The sequence below is a fragment of the Paraburkholderia sp. EB58 genome (assembly GCF_050436665.1).
Lineage (GTDB): Bacteria > Pseudomonadota > Gammaproteobacteria > Burkholderiales > Burkholderiaceae > Paraburkholderia.
The window spans coordinates 104,642-123,105 of record NZ_JBNDMQ010000003.1; the positions used below are offsets into that span (position 1 = coordinate 104,642).

An 18,464-nucleotide genomic window follows, 5' to 3' on the forward strand; every position below is an offset into this window, starting at 1 on the left:
CCTATTGCGTCATACCCGCTGCCCAGCGAGGATGCCGTCCGCCGGTTGTGTGTATATTACGAATCCATGGCGTGGCGGGGGCTACCTGCCCTGCGACCGTACGCAACACCACCTTCTGGTCCCCCGTTGAGTCAGCCTGAATCCCGTCTGGAGGAAGCATGCCCGTATCGCATGTTGTTCTGCGCAGAGTCGCAGCGGCTTTCGCAACCTGGAGCCTCGCTGCGGCGTTGATTGGCTGCAGCACGCCAGAAGCCGCCGTCCAACCGCAAAAGACCGCGGTCGATGCATTGCCGAACGGGATTGCGGTACGACCGGCCGACGGCGCAGTGTTCATTACCGATGACCGCACCAACAGCGTGCTCGCTTCGACCGGCGGTGCTTTCACGCCCTACGCTTCGATCCCGCTCGAAGCGGGCCAAGGCAAGAGTCTCAGCCAGCTGAGCTTCGCGCGCTCGGGCGCGTTGCTCGTCGAGCGCTTCGGCTTTGGCACGGCCAGCGCGATATTCGAAGTCACCGGCAACGGCACAGTGTCCGCACTGGTCGGTACCAATCCGGCCCGGCGCAGGCTGGGACTGGTCGAACTCGCCCCTGGCCAACTGCTGTCCACGTGGTTTATCAAGACTGGCAGCAATCCGCCGCAGGGTGGGCTGAGTCTGGTGACGTACGACGTGGCAACCCACGCCGCTAGCGAGCGCGACCTGCTAACGGGGCTCGGCAAACCGGTCGGTGTCGCCGTATCAGGGGGGAGCGTGTTCGTATCGGATCAGGCCAACAACAACATTGTGAAGGCGAGTCTGAGCGATCTTTTGAGTTCGAACGGAATGGTGACGTCCACGGTGGCCGCACGAATCGACAGCCCCGATTTGATGGCGGTGGATGCTGAGGGGCGACTCTATACGAAGTGCAACAAAACCGGTCTCTGCGAGATCGCACCGGACGGCACGATCAGCGTGCTCGCCAACGACTTCCAGGATGCCCGCGGCGTCGCGATCGACGCCATACACCATGAGCTGTATGCGGTGGACCGCGCGAGCCCCGCAAGCGGGACCAGTTACGTGCGCACCTTTGCCATCAAGTGACGATAAAGGTGCTTCGCGATAGCGGTCCTCGGCAAAGCCCGCTTACTGATCGACGCCTACGATCACGCTCGATGCCTTGAAAATGGCGGTAGCGGCTTTGCCACTGGCGAGGCCGAGCCGGTCTGCGCTTTCATTGGTGATGATGGCCGCGATCTGCGCACCGCTGGCCCCAGCAATCGTGATCTCGGCATTCACTGCGCCTTTGGTCACGGCCGTTACCTTCCCGGCGATGCAGTTGCGCGCCGACACCTGGCTGCTGGTGACATCCACCATCACGATCACCGACGACGCCTTCACTAGCGCGAATGCCGGCTTGCCTTGAGCCAGCCCAAGCGACGTGGCGCTGCCATGCGTGATGATTGCCACGATGTCGAGACCGTCCTTGGTCCGCAGCGTGATCTCGTCGTTGACAGTACCATGCTTGACTTCAACGACTTCACCCTCAAAGTGATTCCGGGCACTGGTTCGCATTCTTGATCTCCTGATGATGACCGCTCCCAAATGAACTGGGGGCGCTCTGTTAAAGGTCAGTGATCAAGTGTATCGAGAAGTCTTGCGGTGCGCGAGAGTGAGCGCCACTAAATGGTCGAGCAGATCGCATTTGATGCGTCGTTATGTAGGCGGTTGTATAACGCTTAGGATAACGGTTCAAGCAACGAGATGCGCGCAACCCCTACACCAGCGTCAACGCGAGTATCGCCACAAGCAGTCCGCCAATGAGCGCAAGATAGAAATTCAGATTGCCTGACTGCAGCGCGCGTAACCGCTCGGCGCACCCAATCACGATGCGCGTCACCGGCTCGAACAGATGCCGCCCGAACAGGTCCGTCACGCCCTCGGAGAACACCAGTCGCTTGATAAAGTATTCGCGTTGCTCATGCTCGCGTTCAGTGGTCATTGTCGGCTGATAGACGAAACTGTAGAACGTGCGCATGGCATTGGAAAACGTCAACGGCGTCGTGCTCGCTTCATGGCCATCCGTCGTCATGCCGCCAAACCATACCGCCGTGCGCCGCACCGGGCGCGTCTTTGCGAACCACAGGACCATGAGTGGCAGAAGCGCCAGCAACGGCATCACAATGACGAGCTTCGACGGTGAGATAAATGCGAACTTATCGGTGAGCGGCACGAGCAGCCATCCGTCGACCATCGCCTCGGGACTGTTGGCCCGGAACAGCACCTGAGCCCCGCTGACCAGCGCGTTGAGCCAAAGCGGCGCACCCACCGCCACCGCCAGCACACAGAGACCCAGCACGCCAACGGCTACTGCGTTGCGCCGTGGCACAGGCTGCTGGTAGTCGAGATCAGGCATGCCGAGCAGTCCCAGGCCGAACAGTTTGACGAACGTTGCGAGTGCCACGGCCGCCGCAAGTGCGAGACCTGCCCCAGCCAATACCAGCACAAGGCGCCCGGTAAACGCAGACAAATGAAACCCCTGAAATACCGCTTGAAAGACATACCATTCGCTCACGAACCCCGCTTGCGGTGGAACAGACGCAAGACTCATCGTTGCGAAGAGCGCGCCCAGGCCCAGCATGAAGCCGCCCTTCCTGATCCATCCGCGTGGCACGATGTCGTAGCTGCCTGTCGACGCATGGATTCCGTCGGCCGCCAGGAAAAGCGCCCCTTTGGCAAGTGAATGGCCAGCGAGATGCAGCAAGGCGACCGTCCAGGCGAGACCCGCGAGTTCGCTCAAATGGTCGCTGCGAAACAGTTGTGTCACGCCAAGCATGGCGACCGCGATCGACGCGTTCTCCGCAGATGAGTAACTGAGCAGCGTTCGCCAGTCATCCTGCTGGAACGCGAACAGGATGGCCAGCACAGCACTCACGACACCGATCGCCACCGCCACCCCGCCCAGGCCAAACGCGGTGGCGCTATCGCTGGCGACGCCAAGCCAGCCATTCCAGCCGCGGCTCAACGCGAAATAGGCCGCGTTCAGCACCACGCCGGAAAACAGCACACCCGTCGCACCGCTTCCGCAGGCATAGGCGCGTGGAAACCACTCATAGAATGGAATGAGGCCCAACTTTGCGCCGAAACCCACCAGCAGTGCGATCCCAATCATCCAGGATGCCTGCGGGGATAGGCGCGACGCGTGCGAGCCGAACGCATCGAAGCCAATATCCGCCGAGCTGCGATCCAGCAGCAGAATCGCGAAGACCAGCGCAATGGCACCCACTTCCAGCAGCCCGAGCATGAACAGGAGCGGTTTGCCATCCGCGGCGCCCGCACGCTCGCCTGCGAGCATGAGCGCCCCGCCCAGGCTCATGACTTCCCAGGCGATGAGCATCGACATGCCATCCTGCAAGCCGAACATACCCAGTGCGCCAAGCAGGCTCAGCGCCGCGCCAGCCTCCCAGGCGCGCGACCGGCCAGCCAGAGGCGAACCCAGCCAGCAGGCGAAGATAGCCGGTACGAGGCCAAAGCCGAGCAGCCATAGGGCCGACGGTTCGAGCTCGAACGCGACTGCATGGGATGCGAGTGCGAGCGGCAATTCGACACGTTCCGTCGCCGTCGGTAGCGCGGCCAGGCACGCGAGGACGCACAACGTGCAACCCGCGCTCAGCAGATAGCGGACTAGCCCACGCAAAGCGGCCAACGGCGACAGCACGGCACCGGCGAGCCATAGGACACTCGCGGCCAGAATCAGGTCAACGCTCAAGCCGTCCTCCTCGTATCCGCTGCTCGGTGCGGCCGAGAATCAGTAGCAGCGCGTGCATGATTGCCGCGGGATTCGGCGGACAGCCAGGCAGGTAAACGTCAACCGGCAACACGCCATCGAGCCCGTTGCCAGAGGCGTAATTGCCGCCCGTGACGCCGCCGGAGACCGCGCATGTGCCGGTCGCGATGACCCACTTCGGATCCGGCATGGCCTCATAGGTTGCCAGCAGCGGGCCGCGCATCGCCTGCGTCACCGGGCCGGTGACAAGCAGGACGTCGGCAAAACGCGGCGACGCGGTAAAGAAGATGCCAAGCCGGTGCAGGTTGTAGAACGGATTGTTCAACGCCTGAAGTTCCGATTCGCAGCCATTGCACGACCCCGCGTCGACATGGCGAATGTGCAGACTGCGACGAAACGGGCGCGGCGCTCGCCCGGTTCCGCCAGCCGCCACGCTAGCGGCGCCCGATGCAGGCGCTTCAGCCCACACCAGATCGTCCCGCCCGGTGACGCCTACCGCCCACTCCGCGGAGGGAGAAAACGCTCCGGTGGGGCACACCTCCGTGCAGCGCTGGCAGACGATGCAGCGCCCCCAATCCACCTCCGCACGAACCTGCGCGCCGCTGCCGGGAGCAAACGTGATGGCATGAGTCACGCACGCCTGAGCGCAGGCGTCACAGGCATCCTGACATTTGGCCGGGTCATATCGTGGCATGCCGAGCACACCCTGCTGGCCATGCGCGTCGCCCTTGAGCGGCCACTCGGTGCTCACATTGCCGTTCGTCAGCCCAAACCAGGTCCATAGAGACATCGTTCCTCCGTGCTATCGCGCGCAACCCGCAATGGTCAAGCCGAAACTCGCCTCGTTGATCGCATAGTCCATCATGTTGCTGTCGTGTACGGTGAAGGGAAAAACCCGCCAGTTCGAAAACGAAGGGGACTTGATCTTCGCTCGTAAAATGCGTGAGCGATCGTCCAGGTGCAGCGCATATATCACCGTGCCGCGCGGTGACTCCGCCCATCCGAGTCCTTCTGAATTCGGCGCGCGCGGGCAAGGTTCGAGCAATGGACCGGCGGGGATGCCGCGAGCAAGCGCATCATCTAGCAGTCCGAAGCTCGCCCTTAGCTCTGCGATGCGCACCATCATCCTGGCGTACGCATCACCTTCGCTGCGGGTCGCGACAGCAGGTGGCAATTCATCATAAGCGGCATACGGGCGATCCCGTCTGAGGTCGCGGTCGATACCGGAGGCCCGTTCGACGGGGCCAGTCGCCCCTTGATCGTAGGCAATCTGTTGACTGAGCGGCGCCGTGGCAATGAGCCGGTCGAGATGGCTGGTGGTCCGCTCGATGAGATCGACATACCGTTGCAGATCGCGGTCGAGGATCGTCACGCTCTGGGCGATTGCGACGACGTCGAGATCGCGACGCACTCCGCCCGGCCAGACAATACTGCGCAAAAACCGGCTGCCCGACGCCAGCGCGTTCATTTGCTTGGCGCGCTCCTCCAGAAGCTTGCCCTGCGCCTCGCCAACCTTCAGCGTGGTTGTGTGGCACAAGTGGCCGAGATAGTGCAAATGGTTGTAGATGCGCTCGAGTTCCGCTGCGATGACACGCAGCCACCGTGCGCGGGGCGGCACGACGCAATCCGTAGCGTCCTCGATCGCCTGGACATACGCAAGCGCGTGCGCGACGCTATCCACACCCGACACGCGCTCAGCGAGCAAGGCACCGGCTTCAAGGTCCATCCCCTCGAACTGCTTTTCCATCCCGCGATGCTTGAGAAACAGATTCGGGTGGTAGTGCAGAATGCCTTCGCCAACGTAGTAGAAGATGAATTGCGCCGACTCGACGACGTCGGCTCGCACAGGACCGAACGGCAATAGCTGGACGTGCTTTCCGGAGACCTGGGGCAGCGTCGGCGCCGCGAGCGAAGCCGCAACGCTTGCATGCGTCGCCTCAGCTGGTTCGAGCGGGCCACGCTCCATCGACGGGAAAAAGGCCGTCACCAGCCGCTCAGGTTCCGGATGACCGGCAAACGCGACGCCGCTCATCTCCATCGCCTCACGTTCATACCAGCCGAGCAGCGGACACTTGCCGGCCAGACTCGGCACCGGCTGCGTGCCAGCTTCCACGCGCCAACTCTCGAACGCCCGTCGGCCGGGCAGCGTCGCGATATAGCGTAATTGCGGCGCGTCCGGCTTCGGAAACCAGGCGTACACGGCCTGCAGGCGCCCACCAGCGGAAAGCAGATGGTCCGCCGCCGCACCGAGCTCGCCCGGTGCAACGTTCCTGAGCACGCAGTTGTTCATCGCACGGCCCCTCCCAGATCGGCTGCCACCGTTTCGAAGAAGCGCCACAGGTCCTGCGGCCACCACAGTCCCAGGACTAACACCGGTACCAGCGCAAGCCACATCGGCAGTGTCATCCAGACGTTCACGTCGATCGCCCGCTCTGCCGCCTTAGCCTGCCCCAATGGTCCGGACTCCCAATACATGGCCCTGAAGTGGTTGAGAAAGCCTATGAAGATGACGATCAGCAACAACAACATAACGATGACGGCCCAGACATTCGCGCTTGCCATACCAGCGCGCATCAAGGTCAACTCACTCAGAAAGAGGCCAAATGGCGGTGCGCCAGTCATCGCCACCGCGCCGGCCAGCCACAGCGCGCCGCTGACCGGAAAGCGATCCCATACGCCGCGAATTTCATCCATCTGCGTGGTGCCGAACACGCGCATCACATTTCCAGCGCCGAAGAACATGAGCGACTTGCCTAGTGAATGGTTCAGCATGTGATACAGCACGGCAGCAATGGCGAGCGGACCGCCAAATCCGAAGCCAAGCGCCAGCACGCCCATGTGCTCGACGCTGGAATACGCCATCAATCGTTTGATGCCCTGCTGACGGACGATAAAGAGCGCGGCGACAAACAGCGAAAAGGCGCCGAATGCAACGAGCACGGTACGCGGCAGCAATGACGTACCGGCGGCGTCTTCGATCGTCAGGAAGCGTGCAACGCCCAGCATCGCCGTATTCAGCAGCGCGCCGGAGAGCATCGCGGACACCGGTGCGGGCCCTTCGCTGTGCGCGTCCGGCAGCCAGGTGTGCATCGGCGCCAGCCCGGCCTTCGTGCCGTAGCCCACCAGCACAAGCAGGAACGCCATTTGGGTCAACGCGGGATTCATGCTGGGAGCCGCCCGGCGCAGCACGTCCCACGTCATGTCGTAAGTGGGACCAATGACCAGACTGCCGGCCCAATAGAAAAGCACCGTTCCAAGCAGTGCGAGACTGATCCCTGCGGACACCACGATGATGTACTTCCACGCCGCTTCGATCGCCGCCTGACCGCGCTCGAAACCCACGAGGAAAGTGCTGACGAGCGTGGTCAATTCAATCGCAATCCAGTAGACGCCGATATTGTTCATGATCGGCCCGCAGACCATCGTCGCCGCAAAAAGCGCAAAGAGCGCATAGAAGTTCGGCAGCCGCGGCCGCTCCTCGGCGAGCAGGCGCATGTAGCCCACCGCGTAGATAGAGGCGAGGCAATATACCAGCGCGGTACAGAGCAGCGTCCAGGCGGCCAGCGCATCCACCATCACGTAGCCGTGCATAAATCGATGTGGATTCCTGACGATACACGCCAGTGAAATTGCCGCAACCACGCAGACGACCGAAGCGGCCAGATTCGCGTACTCAGCGATGCGCGCGTGCCGGCTGACAGCGCAAATCGCGGCGACCACAAGCGGCGCAGCAACGATCGTGACGCTCCACGTTTCGATCATGGCTACCCCACCAGCCGTCTGAGTTCACGGCTGCTCGTACTGCCGACGTGCGCCACCAGGTAACGGACCAATACCCCAAAGCTCACAACGATGACGAGGAGATCGAACAGCAACACCAGTTCGATCAGCATGGGCATGCCAGGTACGAGTATCTGGGAACCGAGAAAAATGCCGTTCTCCAGAATCAGCAGGCCAAGCACCTGGCTGATCGCCTCATGACGGACCGCCAGCATCAGAAAGCCGATGAGTTTCATCGAAAGCATTACCGTGAGTGCCAGCACGACAACGGTACCGCCGAGACCCAGCGCGTTGCCCAGATGGTTCGACACGACAAAGGCGAACAGCACCAGCAGCGCACCCAGAACCAGGCTTGAACTCGGCTGAAGGATCACGTGCAATTCCCGCTCGACCGCGAGCCTGATGATGATTCGCCAGATGAGATACGGCAGCACCAGGCCGCGAAAGAATGCGGTCAGCAGTGCAATCAGATACAGCTCGTGATAATTGCCGTAGTAGCCCACCGCGCCTGAGAGCGCTGCAATCAGCCACGACTCGGCCATGAACGCGAGCAGATAGTCCTTCAGCCAGCGCGAGCCCAGCATCACGAACGCCAGCAGGAGACTGCCGATCGACAGCAGGCTGAACAGGGACGCGGCGAGCGGACTCAGGTGGGCGAGCAGCATCTCGTGTCACCGAAGCTGGTTGGCGGCGATCGCAAGCACCGCCAGCATGAACGAAGCGGCAAGCGGCTCCTGATACCGGAAGAAGCGCAACCTCGATTGCGCCGTTTCGACGAGCACAACCACGAGCGCGACCAGCAGCATGCGCAGGAAAAGCCCCACCGCGGCACCGAGTGCACCGAGCGCAGTCCCCTTCTGTGACAGCCCCCATGGCAACGTCAGCACGTTGCAAAAGATGGTGTAGAGAATGAACTGCTTCATCATCGACGCCCATTTGAGCAACGCAAGCAGCGGTCCGGAATACTCGAGAATCCGTGCCTCCTCGATCATGTACACCTCGATATGCGTACTCGAGTGAATCGGCAGGCGGTCCGTTTCGACGAGGAGCAGGACGAAAAAGGCGAAAACGAGCAACAGGTGCGCCGGACTCCAGTAGACGGAAGGCTGCGCCACCAGCAGGTGGTTCACGACGAACGGCAACATGGCCTTTGCGAGCAGCGTGATGCCGACCAGCACGAGGATCAGCGTCGGCTCCGCGAGAATGCCGAGCATCACCGAGCGGCTCGATCCGATGCCGCCATAGGCACTACCCGAGTCCAGCCCCGCCAACACCACCGCAAACGACCCCAGCGTGAGGATCAGGCCGCCGCCAAGGATGTCGCCCATATCGGAAAGCGGCAGGGGGAAGTCGGTGAGCACCGGGATAAGGATCGGTACCGTGAGCATGCAGGTGAAGGCGACGACCGGTGCAGTCCAGTAAATCCAGGAGGCGGTGTTCGGTACGACGAGCTGCTTGTGGAAAAGCTTCCACAAGTCGCGATACGGTTGGAAGATGCCCGGACCGCGTGCGCGCTGCACGCGCTCCTCCCACTGGAGAATGACGCCCTGCAGAAGCGGTGACAGCGCAATGACGGTCACCACCTGGGCGATCTGGAGTGCAACGTCGCGCGCGCTCATCCCGCCTCCGTGAAAACGGAAGGCGGCCGAACCAGGGTATGCGGCGTCTCAGAGCACGCGCGAGCCGCCAAGGGAAAACCCGGCAAAGCGTGCGAACGGGAGCGGCAACGATAGCTGCACGGCGACTCGCTTGCGCATCTCATGTTTTTGCATTCTTGTAGGCAACGATATGCCCCGAGAAGCTCGAAATGGCGAGCCGGCTGAAAAATGCCTACCGGCCCCGAAGCGCCCGGGGACCCTGTAGGCATCATTAGCCGCGAAGACCACTAGCGGCGGTTAGGGAGGAATGCCATCTCCACAAAAGTCAGTTTCGAGTATAGGAGACGCTCCGGCGCATGCAAAGTCAGTATTGCCACTTATCCTGTCGAGCGACCGAAGAGGGAAAAGTGCTTTGATGGCTTGTGCGGGATGTCCTCGCCAATCAGACCGAACTCAATGGGAAAGCGCATATAAAAGACGTGTACCTGTTCGGTGCGCACGAGATCCAGTAACCGCTCGGCCTCTTCTTCAGTGACGGCAAGGATGATCTGTACCGGCTGATCGGTGAGCTTGAGCACATGCGCAGCATGATGCGCACCGGCGTGGCCGATGCCCTCAGCGCAATTGATGACGGTTGCGCCACGAATGCCCAGTTTGGGGACCTCATGCAGCAGCCACTCGCATACCGTCTGATGGCCGTGCTTACGGTTCTTCTCGGTATAAAAAGTGAGTTGATAGCCGTTCATGGTGCACCTCCGCCGCGCAATGGTCGCCGCTTGATTCATTCTAGTTCATGGGTGTCGCGATGTTTCTTTGTGCGGTGCAATATAGCGCCATCGCAGTTTCCCGCCTCGCGCGCTACCCGGCTTTCGCCAGGCAATCGGGCACTGGGGCAGACGCAACGTCCGTTTGACCGCCTCGCTGCGACAAAAATATCTGCCTGTACAAGTCTTCCCCATAACTGGTTTGAAGAGGCTCGGCCTCGGTCAGCTTAAAGGTGCGCTCGCCGTCAGGCTCTCGCTGCGCTCTCAGGAACATCATGTCTTGCGTTCTTCGCTCGTATAGTGCGTGAGCCAGCGTGTACAGATGCGTCACGAACACGATCTTTACGTGCTTTTCCAGCAATGCCGCGATGATCTGTCGCGCGATCTCGGACCCCTCGCGCTCGTTGGTGGCGGCGAACGACTCATTACTCAATAGCAGCGAGTGTTCCTGGATGCGCTCAACGATCTCACTCATGCGCCGGAGTTCCTCGTCGAGCTTGCCGCTTTGCATCGACGCATCTTCTTCGCGTTTATAGTGCGTATAGATTCCGTCGCACACGTTCGCGGAGAACGACTCAGCCGCAACGAACATCCCGCATTGCATCATGACCTGCGCCAACCCGACAGCGCACAGGAACGTCGACTTGCCGCCCTGATTGGCACCAGTGATGATGAGCAGCTCCATGCCGTCCCCGCGTACGTCATTGCCGACTGGCGCGTGCTCCATACGCAGCGCCAGACTCGCGTCATACAAACCGTCACAAGCCAGTTGCCTGTCGTTGCGTGGCAGTGGAACGGGAACGCACACGCGGAGGCAGCGCCGCTTCAAGTCAGCATGCAAGTTGATGCAACCGATGTAAAAGGCGAGTTCGGTACGCAGCATCGTGAAGAAGCTGAGTATGTGGTCGACCGATTGCGCAAGCGCGTTGGCAACGAGATTGATGCCGCGCGCCTCCAGATCCGCCAGCGCCCGGGCGCCGTTCTCATCGCGATCAGCAATACGAAACGTCAGCGAAGGCGGCCGTTTCACGAGCAGACGCTTCAGAAAGTTAGGATCCTTATCGCGGGGTTTGCGCAAAATGTACTGGGTTCCCTTGTTACCGCTGCCCAGGCCCGCGCTGATCAACACGCCTCCGTTGAACTTAAGCTCCTTGAGACAGCGCTGGATCGTCGAGAAATAGTCGTCCGTCAACTCGCCCTGGATCATCGAGAAAAACCGCACAAATCCTTCCGACTGAAAGCTCGCTGTTTGCAGGTCAGCCAGACTCCTCAGTTTCTTCAGCACGCCAACGAATTGCTGGATCAACTCCCGGGAACCATGCAACACCGAACTGGGCGACGCGGTAAAGAAGCTGTAGTAGCTCTTCTTTTCGATTTCGATCGCTTCGAGCGCGATGGCGTGGAGCTGCCGCACCACGGCTTCGTTGATGATGCAGTCGTTGAGGATCGCCTGGCGCCAGGCGATTTCGTCCGGCTCGACTGAGCTCACCACAACGACACGCCTGACGATCTCGAGAATAAACGCGTCCCCGCTGGCCATTGACTGATATAGCGTGTTCAGCCCAAGGTCCCGCACCAGCGCTTCCTCGTTCCAGCCAGGCTCGCGGTGCAAGTTCAAATCGCGGTCTTTGTACAGGAGATGTGCCTTCATAGCCCAAGCCGCTCCTTCAGACGGTCATAGCTCAGGCCGTAGTGCTCGGCAATCGACGCCGCATAAGCGCGACCGTCGGCCGCCCTCCTCCTTACCCGATACGTGCGGGAAGCCGGATCTCCAGGCTTGATTTCGCTCGCCATGCTCACCGCCTGCGCACCCAGATTCGCAAGCTCATCGATGAAAGTCACGCAAACGCACAATGCGCCGCGTTCCAATATCTCACCGATGATCTTCTTGCTCAGGAAAAGTGCATCCGTCAGCGTCGTTGAACTGAATATCTCGTTCATGATGACGACGCTGCGCGAGCTTGCGTTCGCCACGATCTGATGGACCCGCATCAGGTCGTCTTGCAGCTCGCCGCGCAAGTCTTTCGTATTTTCTTCGTGCTCGAAATGCGTGAAAAGCCGGTCGTAGAGAAAGAGTGCAGCGCTTCGACCGGGGATAGGACAGCCAACCTTTGCCAGATAGTGCAGTTGGCCGAACAGACGCGCAAAGGTCGTCTTGCCACCGTTGTTGGGACCCGATACGACGATGAGACGCTCTTCGCCATCGAGACGAAAGTCGTTGCATACGACCTGCCGGTGTTCGGTCACGAGCTTGTGCGCGAGCGCCAGATCGAACGTCTCATTGCCATGCACTGCTTTACTGCCGGACGAGACACGCGGGTAGCAAAAGTTCAGGCCCGCCGCTTTGCAGACGCCTATGTAGTCGCGGTAGGCAAGATAGAACTGGACTTCACGGTCGAATGTCTGGATCGTGGCATCGAGATAGTTGGCGTGATTCGAGCAAAACGTTACGGCCTCCGTGAACACCTGCGGATGCAGTTGCGCAACGAAATCGAGTACATGTGCCTCGACGTGGTTCATTTCCAGCCAGTCGCGCAGCTCAACGCGGTGGTCCTTGACAGCACTCTGCTTGAATCGCTCGAAGATGCCCAGCACTTCGGCGCTGTAGTCGGCTTCCCCGTCGTAGTCTTGCACCGTCACCGCGCTGCCCTTGATGCGCACGCAATATCGGATCGCCGAGAGGCGTCTCCTGATTTCGGCAGCCTCATGTATCAGCAACCGGAAGCGCTCCGACGCGACGTACCCGGCCAGATAGAGCTGGAATCCACGCAGCCCTTTCGACCGCGGCGAGGCCGCCGGCAACGCGCGATCGAAGTTCAGAAGCGTTTCGCCGTAGACCGCCACGGCTTCCATGAACCACCAGGTTTTCTGGAGCCGATAGTAGAGCTTCTCCGCTTGAGCAAGGTATTCACGCACTTTGCGCATACCTTGAGCGAAGGCTTCGATACTGTCGAGTACGTCCGCGTTGTCGAGGTCTTGCATGACCTCATGGCGGTATGCGATCGCTTCCTCGCGCGATAACTCGGCATAAAAGAACGGCTTCAGGTTGTAGTTATTTCGGCCGAGTGTGACGGCCGAGACAATCTGATCGAGGTTGAGATCGCCAAAGAAATCCGGTTCCAGCGCGTCATCGCGTTTTGGACCGTCCTGCGGCGTTTCGAAAAGGATGCTGTGAAAGGCCATGCCTACCCTCTCCCTGCGTGCACGGCCACGCATTCGACCGCAATCTACGAAGCGGGCAAACGTGGTCGGTACGGCGAATCGGACTGGGAGGGGTGCCTGCTTGGCAATGGCGCACGCTTGCGGGAAGCGAAGCGAGTCGAAGTATGCCCACAGTGCCCGAGTCCAGGCCTGTAGGCATCATTAGCCCCTAGGGGCGGTTTTGGAGGAATGCCATCTCCACATCAGATTTCAGTGTATGCCGCGCAACACCAGGAAGCAAGCCGCTGCCCCCTATCGCCCAGCCACACGCATACGCGGCGCAATCCGCTTGCGCGCATGCTCGAAGCGCAGTGACGCAGCTGCACCCGCCACGTTTTCACGCACCGGCAGCGCGCTCACCTTGCTGCGGGCCTGATAGCGGCGCCGCACGAGATATACCGGCCGCTCTTTTGACTCGTAGTAGATGCGCCCAATGTATTCGCCGATCACACCGATCCCGATCAGCTCGATGCCGCCCATGAAGAGCAACACGCACAGCAGCGACGCATAGCCCGGTACCGGATTGCCGAGCAGCAGCGTGCGCCCGATCATGAAGCCACCATAGACGAAAGACAACGCGGCGATCGCGAGGCCAATATACGTCCAGCACCGCAGCGGCACCGTGCTGAAGCTTGTGATGCCTTCGAGCGCGAAATTCCACAGCCGCCATCCCGAGAATTTCGAATGACCGGCGCTGCGTGCTTCACGTTGATACTCGACGATCACGGTGCGATAGCCCACCCACGCGAACAGCCCCTTCATGAAGCGGCGCCGCTCCGGCAGGCGCTTCAGCGCGTTGACCACCTGGCGGTCCATCAGCCGGAAGTCACCGACGTTCTCCGGTACCTTCAGATCGGACAGCGCATTGTGGACGCGGTAGTACAGCGCGGCCGCAGTGCGCTTGGCAAACGAATCGCATGCGCGGTTAGTCCGTTTTGCCGCGACCACTTCGGCGCCTGCGCGCCAGTGTTCGATCATCACAGGAATCAGGCTGGGCGGATCCTGCAGATCAGCGTCGATCGGGATCACCGCGTCGCCGAGCGCCTCGTCGAGGCCCGCCGTCAGCGCCGCCTCCTTGCCGAAGTTGCGCGTGAGGTCCACCACCCGCACCCGCGCGTCTTTCGCGCTGGCTGCGATCAGCTTGTCGAGCGTTGTATCGCTGCTGCCGTCGTTCACGCAGACGATCTCGAAGCGAATCCCTTCGATCGCTTCCAGCACCGGCACGATCTGTGCAAAGAAATGATCGACGGCTTCGCCTTCGTTGTAGAACGGCACAACCAGCGAAATCAGATTTCTAGTGTTATGTGTGGACATGATGCCCCCCTTCCCCGTTAAATCAATTGTTTTTACTGGCACTTAACGCTGCAATCCTTGAAACGGTACGAGCGACGGCTCGGATTGCACGTCACCGCCTTCCAGCACCGCGGGTTCCCGCCGCTCCTGCGCGATCCGCCGCATCAACATCCAGAGCGTCGCCGCAACCACGAGCGGCATGAATTGAAATTTCAGTTGCATCACCACGAAGACGCCCGCAATGGGCACAAACCACAGCCCCACCAGCCACTCGCGCTCATAGCGCTTCCAGCCGCGGGCGAGTCCGTGCCGCACGCACCATGCGATCAGCATGCCTAACCAGGTGAGGTCGTAGTCGAACAGATAGGGGCTGACGAGCAGACTCGCGCAGATCAACACTGCGGCGCGCAGCTCATAGGAACACTCGCGGCCCCATGCGTTGCACACTGCCGCTGCGCCAATCAATGCGGCTGCGCCCTGTGCTGTATAGGCCCATGCGGCAGGAACGTGCGCTAGCGTTGCCAGCGCGAACACGGTCGGGATCCGTGCAAGCGCCGCACGGCCTGACTCGACGAAACCGGCAATCATGCCCGCGTTGTGCAGAAAGGCCGCCAGCGTCCCCGTGCCGAACGCCAGTACGGACACCACAAGCAGGACCGCTGCCGTCGCCGCCATCGCAGCAAGCACGCGCCAGGACCGCGAACACAACAACGCAAGCGGAAACAGCACGGCCAGATGTGGCTTGATGCATAGCAATCCCAAACAGATGCCGGCGAGCACGGGTTGACGCCGCAACAACACCAGACCAATTCCCGCGATGGAGGCGGTCAGAAGACCATTCTGCCCAGACACGAGCACCAGGGCCGCCCCCGGAAACGCAAGCACGAGCAGAACCGTTTGCCTGCCCGGAACGATCGCGCACATGACCCTGACAAAGAGCGCCAGCGTACCGCCCAGAAACACCACTGCAGCAAATTTGAACGGCAGCAGCGCCAGTGGATACACCGCCAGCAGGAAGGTGGGCGGATAGAGCCAGGGCAAGACGCCAGGGTCGCGAGCGATTGCGTCCGTTTCCACGGCGGTCAGCGCGACAACGTTGTACGCGTCGATTGCGTGGTGATGCAAGGCCAGGAACGATGCGCTCCAGAACGGCAGAAAGTCCATCGCCAGCGGGCCGAAATCGGGCCGGTGCTGCCACTCGGTCCGATACAGGTAGACAAGCAGGAACACTCCGTAACAGACCAGTGCCACTAGCGAATAAGTACGCAGACGCTCGCCGTTGAGCCAGTGTTGCCCGCGCCGGACATGGGCGGCCTCGAACGAGGTCAGTGGCGAGCGTCGCACCGTATGCGGAGGATTCGATGAGATCGGATTCATTGCACGCTTCCAGTGTCGGTGCGCACGCGCTGCAGGATCATCAGGAGCATCAGCAGCAGGATGATCGGCCCAACCTGTGGCCATTCAGCGACGCGGTTGAAGAATTCGTACAGCGGCAGGATCCAGGCAAGCACGAGTATCGTCTGCTCACCGCGGGCCCATCCGCGCTGCAGTCCCGTCGCGGCCATGCATGCCAGCGCGATCCCGAGCCATGCCAGCTCGTAGTGCCAAACGTAGGGATTGGCGATCAATGTCGCCACTGCCAGAACCGCCGCGCGTGACCCGGTCTCGTGTGTGCGCTGCCACACATAGCAGGCAGCAGCAGCCGCGACGAGTGCCACACAGGCTTGCGCGATATAGGCCAGCGTCAGATCCATGGCGGCAAGCCGGAACGCGGCGAACGGCGTAGGAGAAGCCAGCCAGAAACGGTAACCATGCTCAAGCGTGATATCGCGCGCAAGGTCGGCGCTAGCGAGAAACAGATGCAGCGACTGTGGTCCGCACACCAGCAGGCTCAGTACCGTGAACAGAACCGCCGTCACCGCGGCGACCGCTATCACGCGCCATGCCTGCGCCGCAATCAACACCAGCGGGAACAGCAGCGCCATCTGCGGCTTTGCGGCCAGCAAACCAATGCAGATGCCAGCGAGAACCGGCTTGCGCTCGACCCAGCCCACCGCGAACGCCGCCAGCGCCGCCGTCAGCAGCGAGTTCTGTCCAAAGGTCGCACACACGAACACGCAAGGAGATGCCGCCACCACGAGTCGGGCCAGCTTCGCCTTGCCCAGCGCGTGACCGAGACCCGACACGCGCAACACGCCAGCCACGAAGACAGCCACACTTGCACCTACGAAAGTAAAGAACGCCAGCCAGAACGGCAACAGCCCGAGCGGCGTAACGAGCAGCAGGAACATGGGTGGATAAAGCCACGGCAGAAAGCCGCCGTGCTGATACCCACTCAGCAGGAGTTGCTCGAGCTTGCCAAATGCGAGGTAGTCGTAGACCTGTGCAGGCACGCCATGCAACATAACGTGAGAGGCGACCCAGAATACCGAGAAGTCTGTTCCGGGCCGATAACTGCTGTTCGAAGTAAAGCCCGCGCTACTCCAGGCCCACAAACCCAGGATCGTTGCGTGAACGAGGAGTGCCGCCACGCTATACACGACCATCCGCTCGCGTGTCACCCAGTCACCAACGCGGCGCTCGGTGCGGCCCAATCCCCGAAGAAAGATATCCATCATCCCCGCCTTATTTATGCGCCGGAAAACAATCCGGCCCATCCGGTCACTTTTGATTTTGTTTCGATTCCTAAGCATACGATCTGGCGTATCGCGCGCCTGCGTTGGGTTCATTGTTGTAGGAAAACAATCTAACTTTCAAGCCCCGCGTTAGCGTAGTGGACGATGGCTGACACCCCTCACCCCTCTGGATGGGCGAAATCCATGCGCTCGCGGGCTCGACGCTCACGATTTGCCTCAACCTTGAGACATCTTGTCCAGTTGGGCCATTTGAAATCCCGTCGTTTTTCGTGAAATCGTCGTCGTGGCGAACTCATGGAAAGTCCCTGGTCGAAAGCCGCAATGCAGGCGCCACGGGGGTTCCAACGACGTTGGACGGACAGCCTCCCCCCTCGATTCGTCTCAAGGTTGCGACAACCCGGGCACGGACGACCCGCCGCGCGCCTGGAACACCGGGCACCCCCAATGTTTTCGCGGTTTTGCGCGAGCTGGCCCACCCCTTGCATAGGGATGAGCGCGGAAGTCGAACAGGTACTGTCCAGAAACAGACCGGGCACCGCAGACAGGGGATCTGACCACCCCCAGTGCCATACATAAGCAACCGAAGCGGGGAAACAAAATGAACAACGATGCATTCACGCGGAAGACCAACCGCCTTCAACGCGAGCCGTTGAACTGGAAGCCTGTCGCAGCCTCGTCGAAGCTTCACGGCGAGCAAGCCGGCAGCGATGTGTTTGTTTCGTTGCCCGCATGGCCGGGCTACCACGAAGCCCGCACCTCGACTCCCCTCGATTGCAATGCCGCTTGCCAACGGCTCTCCGTATCTGACGATACAGATCCGCCGCGCGAGATTAGCTAAGCCAATCCGGATTCTTTCGCTGTACCCGCAGTGCCTTCCTGACGCCAATTTCGGCGCAGGGTTACATCCGTAGTAGTCCTCTTGGAGATTGTCATGCAAAACATCCTCATCCACGCAAAGCGTTTCCTCCGCGATGAAGACGGCGTCACCGCCATCGAGTACGGCCTGATCGCAGCGCTGATCGCCCTCATCATCATCGGTTCGGTGACGACCTTGGGTACGCACCTGAACCTCGTGTTCAGCGACGTCGCCGCTTCGGTTTGAGCCTTCCGGCGGCGGACGACCCTATGCCTAGCGTCGTCCGTCCCGCCTGTTTCCTTTGATTGGTGGCCGCGCCGGCCCAGCAACCAGGAGTCAATCGTGAACACAGCCCGTTTCGTTTTCAGAATCGCCCAGTCGAAGCCCGTCGCGCGTACCGGTTGGTTCCGCGCCGGCAGTGCAGCGCAAGCATTTATCCGCGACGAAGACGGCGTCACTGCCATCGAGTACGGCCTGATCGCTGCGCTGATTGCCCTCGTGATTATCGGTTCCGTCAGCTCACTCGGCACCAACCTGAATTCGGTGTTCAGCGACATTGCAGCGTCGGTTTGAA

General features: G+C 61.0%; 17 protein-coding genes and 2 riboswitches. Of the genes, 4 read left to right on the forward strand and 13 right to left on the reverse strand.

Annotation, left to right across the window (positions count from 1 at the left end; genetic code table 11):
- Positions 1–158: 158 nt before the first annotated feature.
- A complete protein-coding gene (locus P3T40_RS05610) occupies positions 159–1,079 on the forward strand; it encodes a hypothetical protein (protein WP_429266695.1) in 921 nt (306 codons plus the stop codon).
- 42 nt (positions 1,080–1,121) lie between these two features.
- Here the strand turns inward: P3T40_RS05610 and P3T40_RS05615 are convergent, their stop codons facing one another.
- The 13 genes from P3T40_RS05615 to P3T40_RS05675 all read right to left on the reverse strand — a co-directional run bounded on the left by P3T40_RS05615 (position 1,122) and on the right by P3T40_RS05675 (position 17,013).
- The gene (locus tag P3T40_RS05615; protein WP_429266696.1) at positions 1,122–1,550 is read right to left on the reverse strand and encodes a TOBE domain-containing protein; all 429 of its coding nucleotides are present in this window, start codon (positions 1,548–1,550) and stop codon (positions 1,122–1,124) included.
- Positions 1,551–1,752: 202 nt separating this feature from the next.
- Complete coding sequence (locus P3T40_RS05620) at positions 1,753–3,744, reverse strand: proton-conducting transporter membrane subunit (RefSeq protein WP_429266697.1); 1,992 nt, start codon at positions 3,742–3,744, stop codon at positions 1,753–1,755.
- The gene (gene nuoB / locus P3T40_RS05625) at positions 3,734–4,552 is read right to left on the reverse strand and encodes an NADH-quinone oxidoreductase subunit NuoB (RefSeq protein WP_429266698.1); all 819 of its coding nucleotides are present in this window, start codon (positions 4,550–4,552) and stop codon (positions 3,734–3,736) included. Before nuoB ends, P3T40_RS05620 begins: the two co-directional genes overlap by 11 nt.
- Before the next feature lie 12 nt (positions 4,553–4,564).
- Complete coding sequence (locus tag P3T40_RS05630) at positions 4,565–6,052, reverse strand: NADH-quinone oxidoreductase subunit C (RefSeq protein ID WP_429266699.1); 1,488 nt, start codon at positions 6,050–6,052, stop codon at positions 4,565–4,567.
- Complete coding sequence (locus P3T40_RS05635; RefSeq protein WP_429266700.1) at positions 6,049–7,524, reverse strand: hydrogenase 4 subunit F; 1,476 nt, start codon at positions 7,522–7,524, stop codon at positions 6,049–6,051. Before P3T40_RS05635 ends, P3T40_RS05630 begins: the two co-directional genes overlap by 4 nt.
- A 2-nt stretch (positions 7,525–7,526) precedes the next feature.
- Entirely contained in the window at positions 7,527–8,207 is a 681-nt protein-coding gene (locus tag P3T40_RS05640; RefSeq protein ID WP_429266701.1) for a hydrogenase, read from the reverse strand.
- Between the two features lie 6 nt (positions 8,208–8,213).
- On the reverse strand, positions 8,214–9,161 hold the full coding sequence (locus P3T40_RS05645) for a respiratory chain complex I subunit 1 family protein (RefSeq protein ID WP_429266702.1): 948 nt from the start codon (positions 9,159–9,161) through the stop codon (positions 8,214–8,216).
- Between the two features lie 234 nt (positions 9,162–9,395).
- Positions 9,396–9,467: riboswitch (Fluoride riboswitch) on the reverse strand.
- 50 nt (positions 9,468–9,517) lie between these two features.
- Positions 9,518–9,886, reverse strand: a complete 369-nt coding sequence (locus P3T40_RS05650) for a DUF190 domain-containing protein (protein WP_429266703.1) — start codon at positions 9,884–9,886, stop codon at positions 9,518–9,520.
- Between the two features lie 112 nt (positions 9,887–9,998).
- Positions 9,999–11,555, reverse strand: coding sequence for a MutS-related protein (locus tag P3T40_RS05655; RefSeq protein ID WP_429266704.1), 1,557 nt, complete (start codon positions 11,553–11,555; stop codon positions 9,999–10,001).
- The gene (locus P3T40_RS05660; RefSeq protein WP_429266705.1) at positions 11,552–13,087 is read right to left on the reverse strand and encodes a MutS-related protein; all 1,536 of its coding nucleotides are present in this window, start codon (positions 13,085–13,087) and stop codon (positions 11,552–11,554) included. The genes P3T40_RS05655 and P3T40_RS05660 overlap by 4 nt, the downstream gene beginning before the upstream one ends.
- Before the next feature lie 164 nt (positions 13,088–13,251).
- Positions 13,252–13,314, reverse strand: a riboswitch (Fluoride riboswitch).
- 43 nt (positions 13,315–13,357) lie between these two features.
- A complete protein-coding gene (locus P3T40_RS05665; RefSeq protein ID WP_429266706.1) occupies positions 13,358–14,419 on the reverse strand; it encodes a glycosyltransferase in 1,062 nt (353 codons plus the stop codon).
- A 42-nt stretch (positions 14,420–14,461) separates the two neighbouring features.
- Positions 14,462–15,775 (reverse strand): glycosyltransferase family 87 protein, encoded by a 1,314-nt coding sequence (locus tag P3T40_RS05670; protein ID WP_429266707.1) that lies wholly within the window; start codon positions 15,773–15,775, stop codon positions 14,462–14,464.
- Complete coding sequence (locus tag P3T40_RS05675) at positions 15,772–17,013, reverse strand: glycosyltransferase family 87 protein (RefSeq protein WP_429266708.1); 1,242 nt, start codon at positions 17,011–17,013, stop codon at positions 15,772–15,774. The genes P3T40_RS05670 and P3T40_RS05675 overlap by 4 nt, the downstream gene beginning before the upstream one ends.
- A gap of 619 nt (positions 17,014–17,632) precedes the next feature.
- Between P3T40_RS05675 and P3T40_RS05680 the strand changes: the two genes are divergently transcribed.
- The 3 genes from P3T40_RS05680 to P3T40_RS05690 all read left to right on the forward strand — a co-directional run bounded on the left by P3T40_RS05680 (position 17,633) and on the right by P3T40_RS05690 (position 18,463).
- The gene (locus tag P3T40_RS05680; RefSeq protein WP_429266709.1) at positions 17,633–17,872 is read left to right on the forward strand and encodes a hypothetical protein; all 240 of its coding nucleotides are present in this window, start codon (positions 17,633–17,635) and stop codon (positions 17,870–17,872) included.
- Positions 17,873–17,965: 93 nt separating this feature from the next.
- Positions 17,966–18,136, forward strand: a complete 171-nt coding sequence (locus P3T40_RS05685) for a Flp family type IVb pilin (protein WP_429266710.1) — start codon at positions 17,966–17,968, stop codon at positions 18,134–18,136.
- A gap of 189 nt (positions 18,137–18,325) precedes the next feature.
- A complete protein-coding gene (locus tag P3T40_RS05690) occupies positions 18,326–18,463 on the forward strand; it encodes a Flp family type IVb pilin (RefSeq protein ID WP_429266986.1) in 138 nt (45 codons plus the stop codon).
- Position 18,464 lies beyond the last annotated feature (1 nt).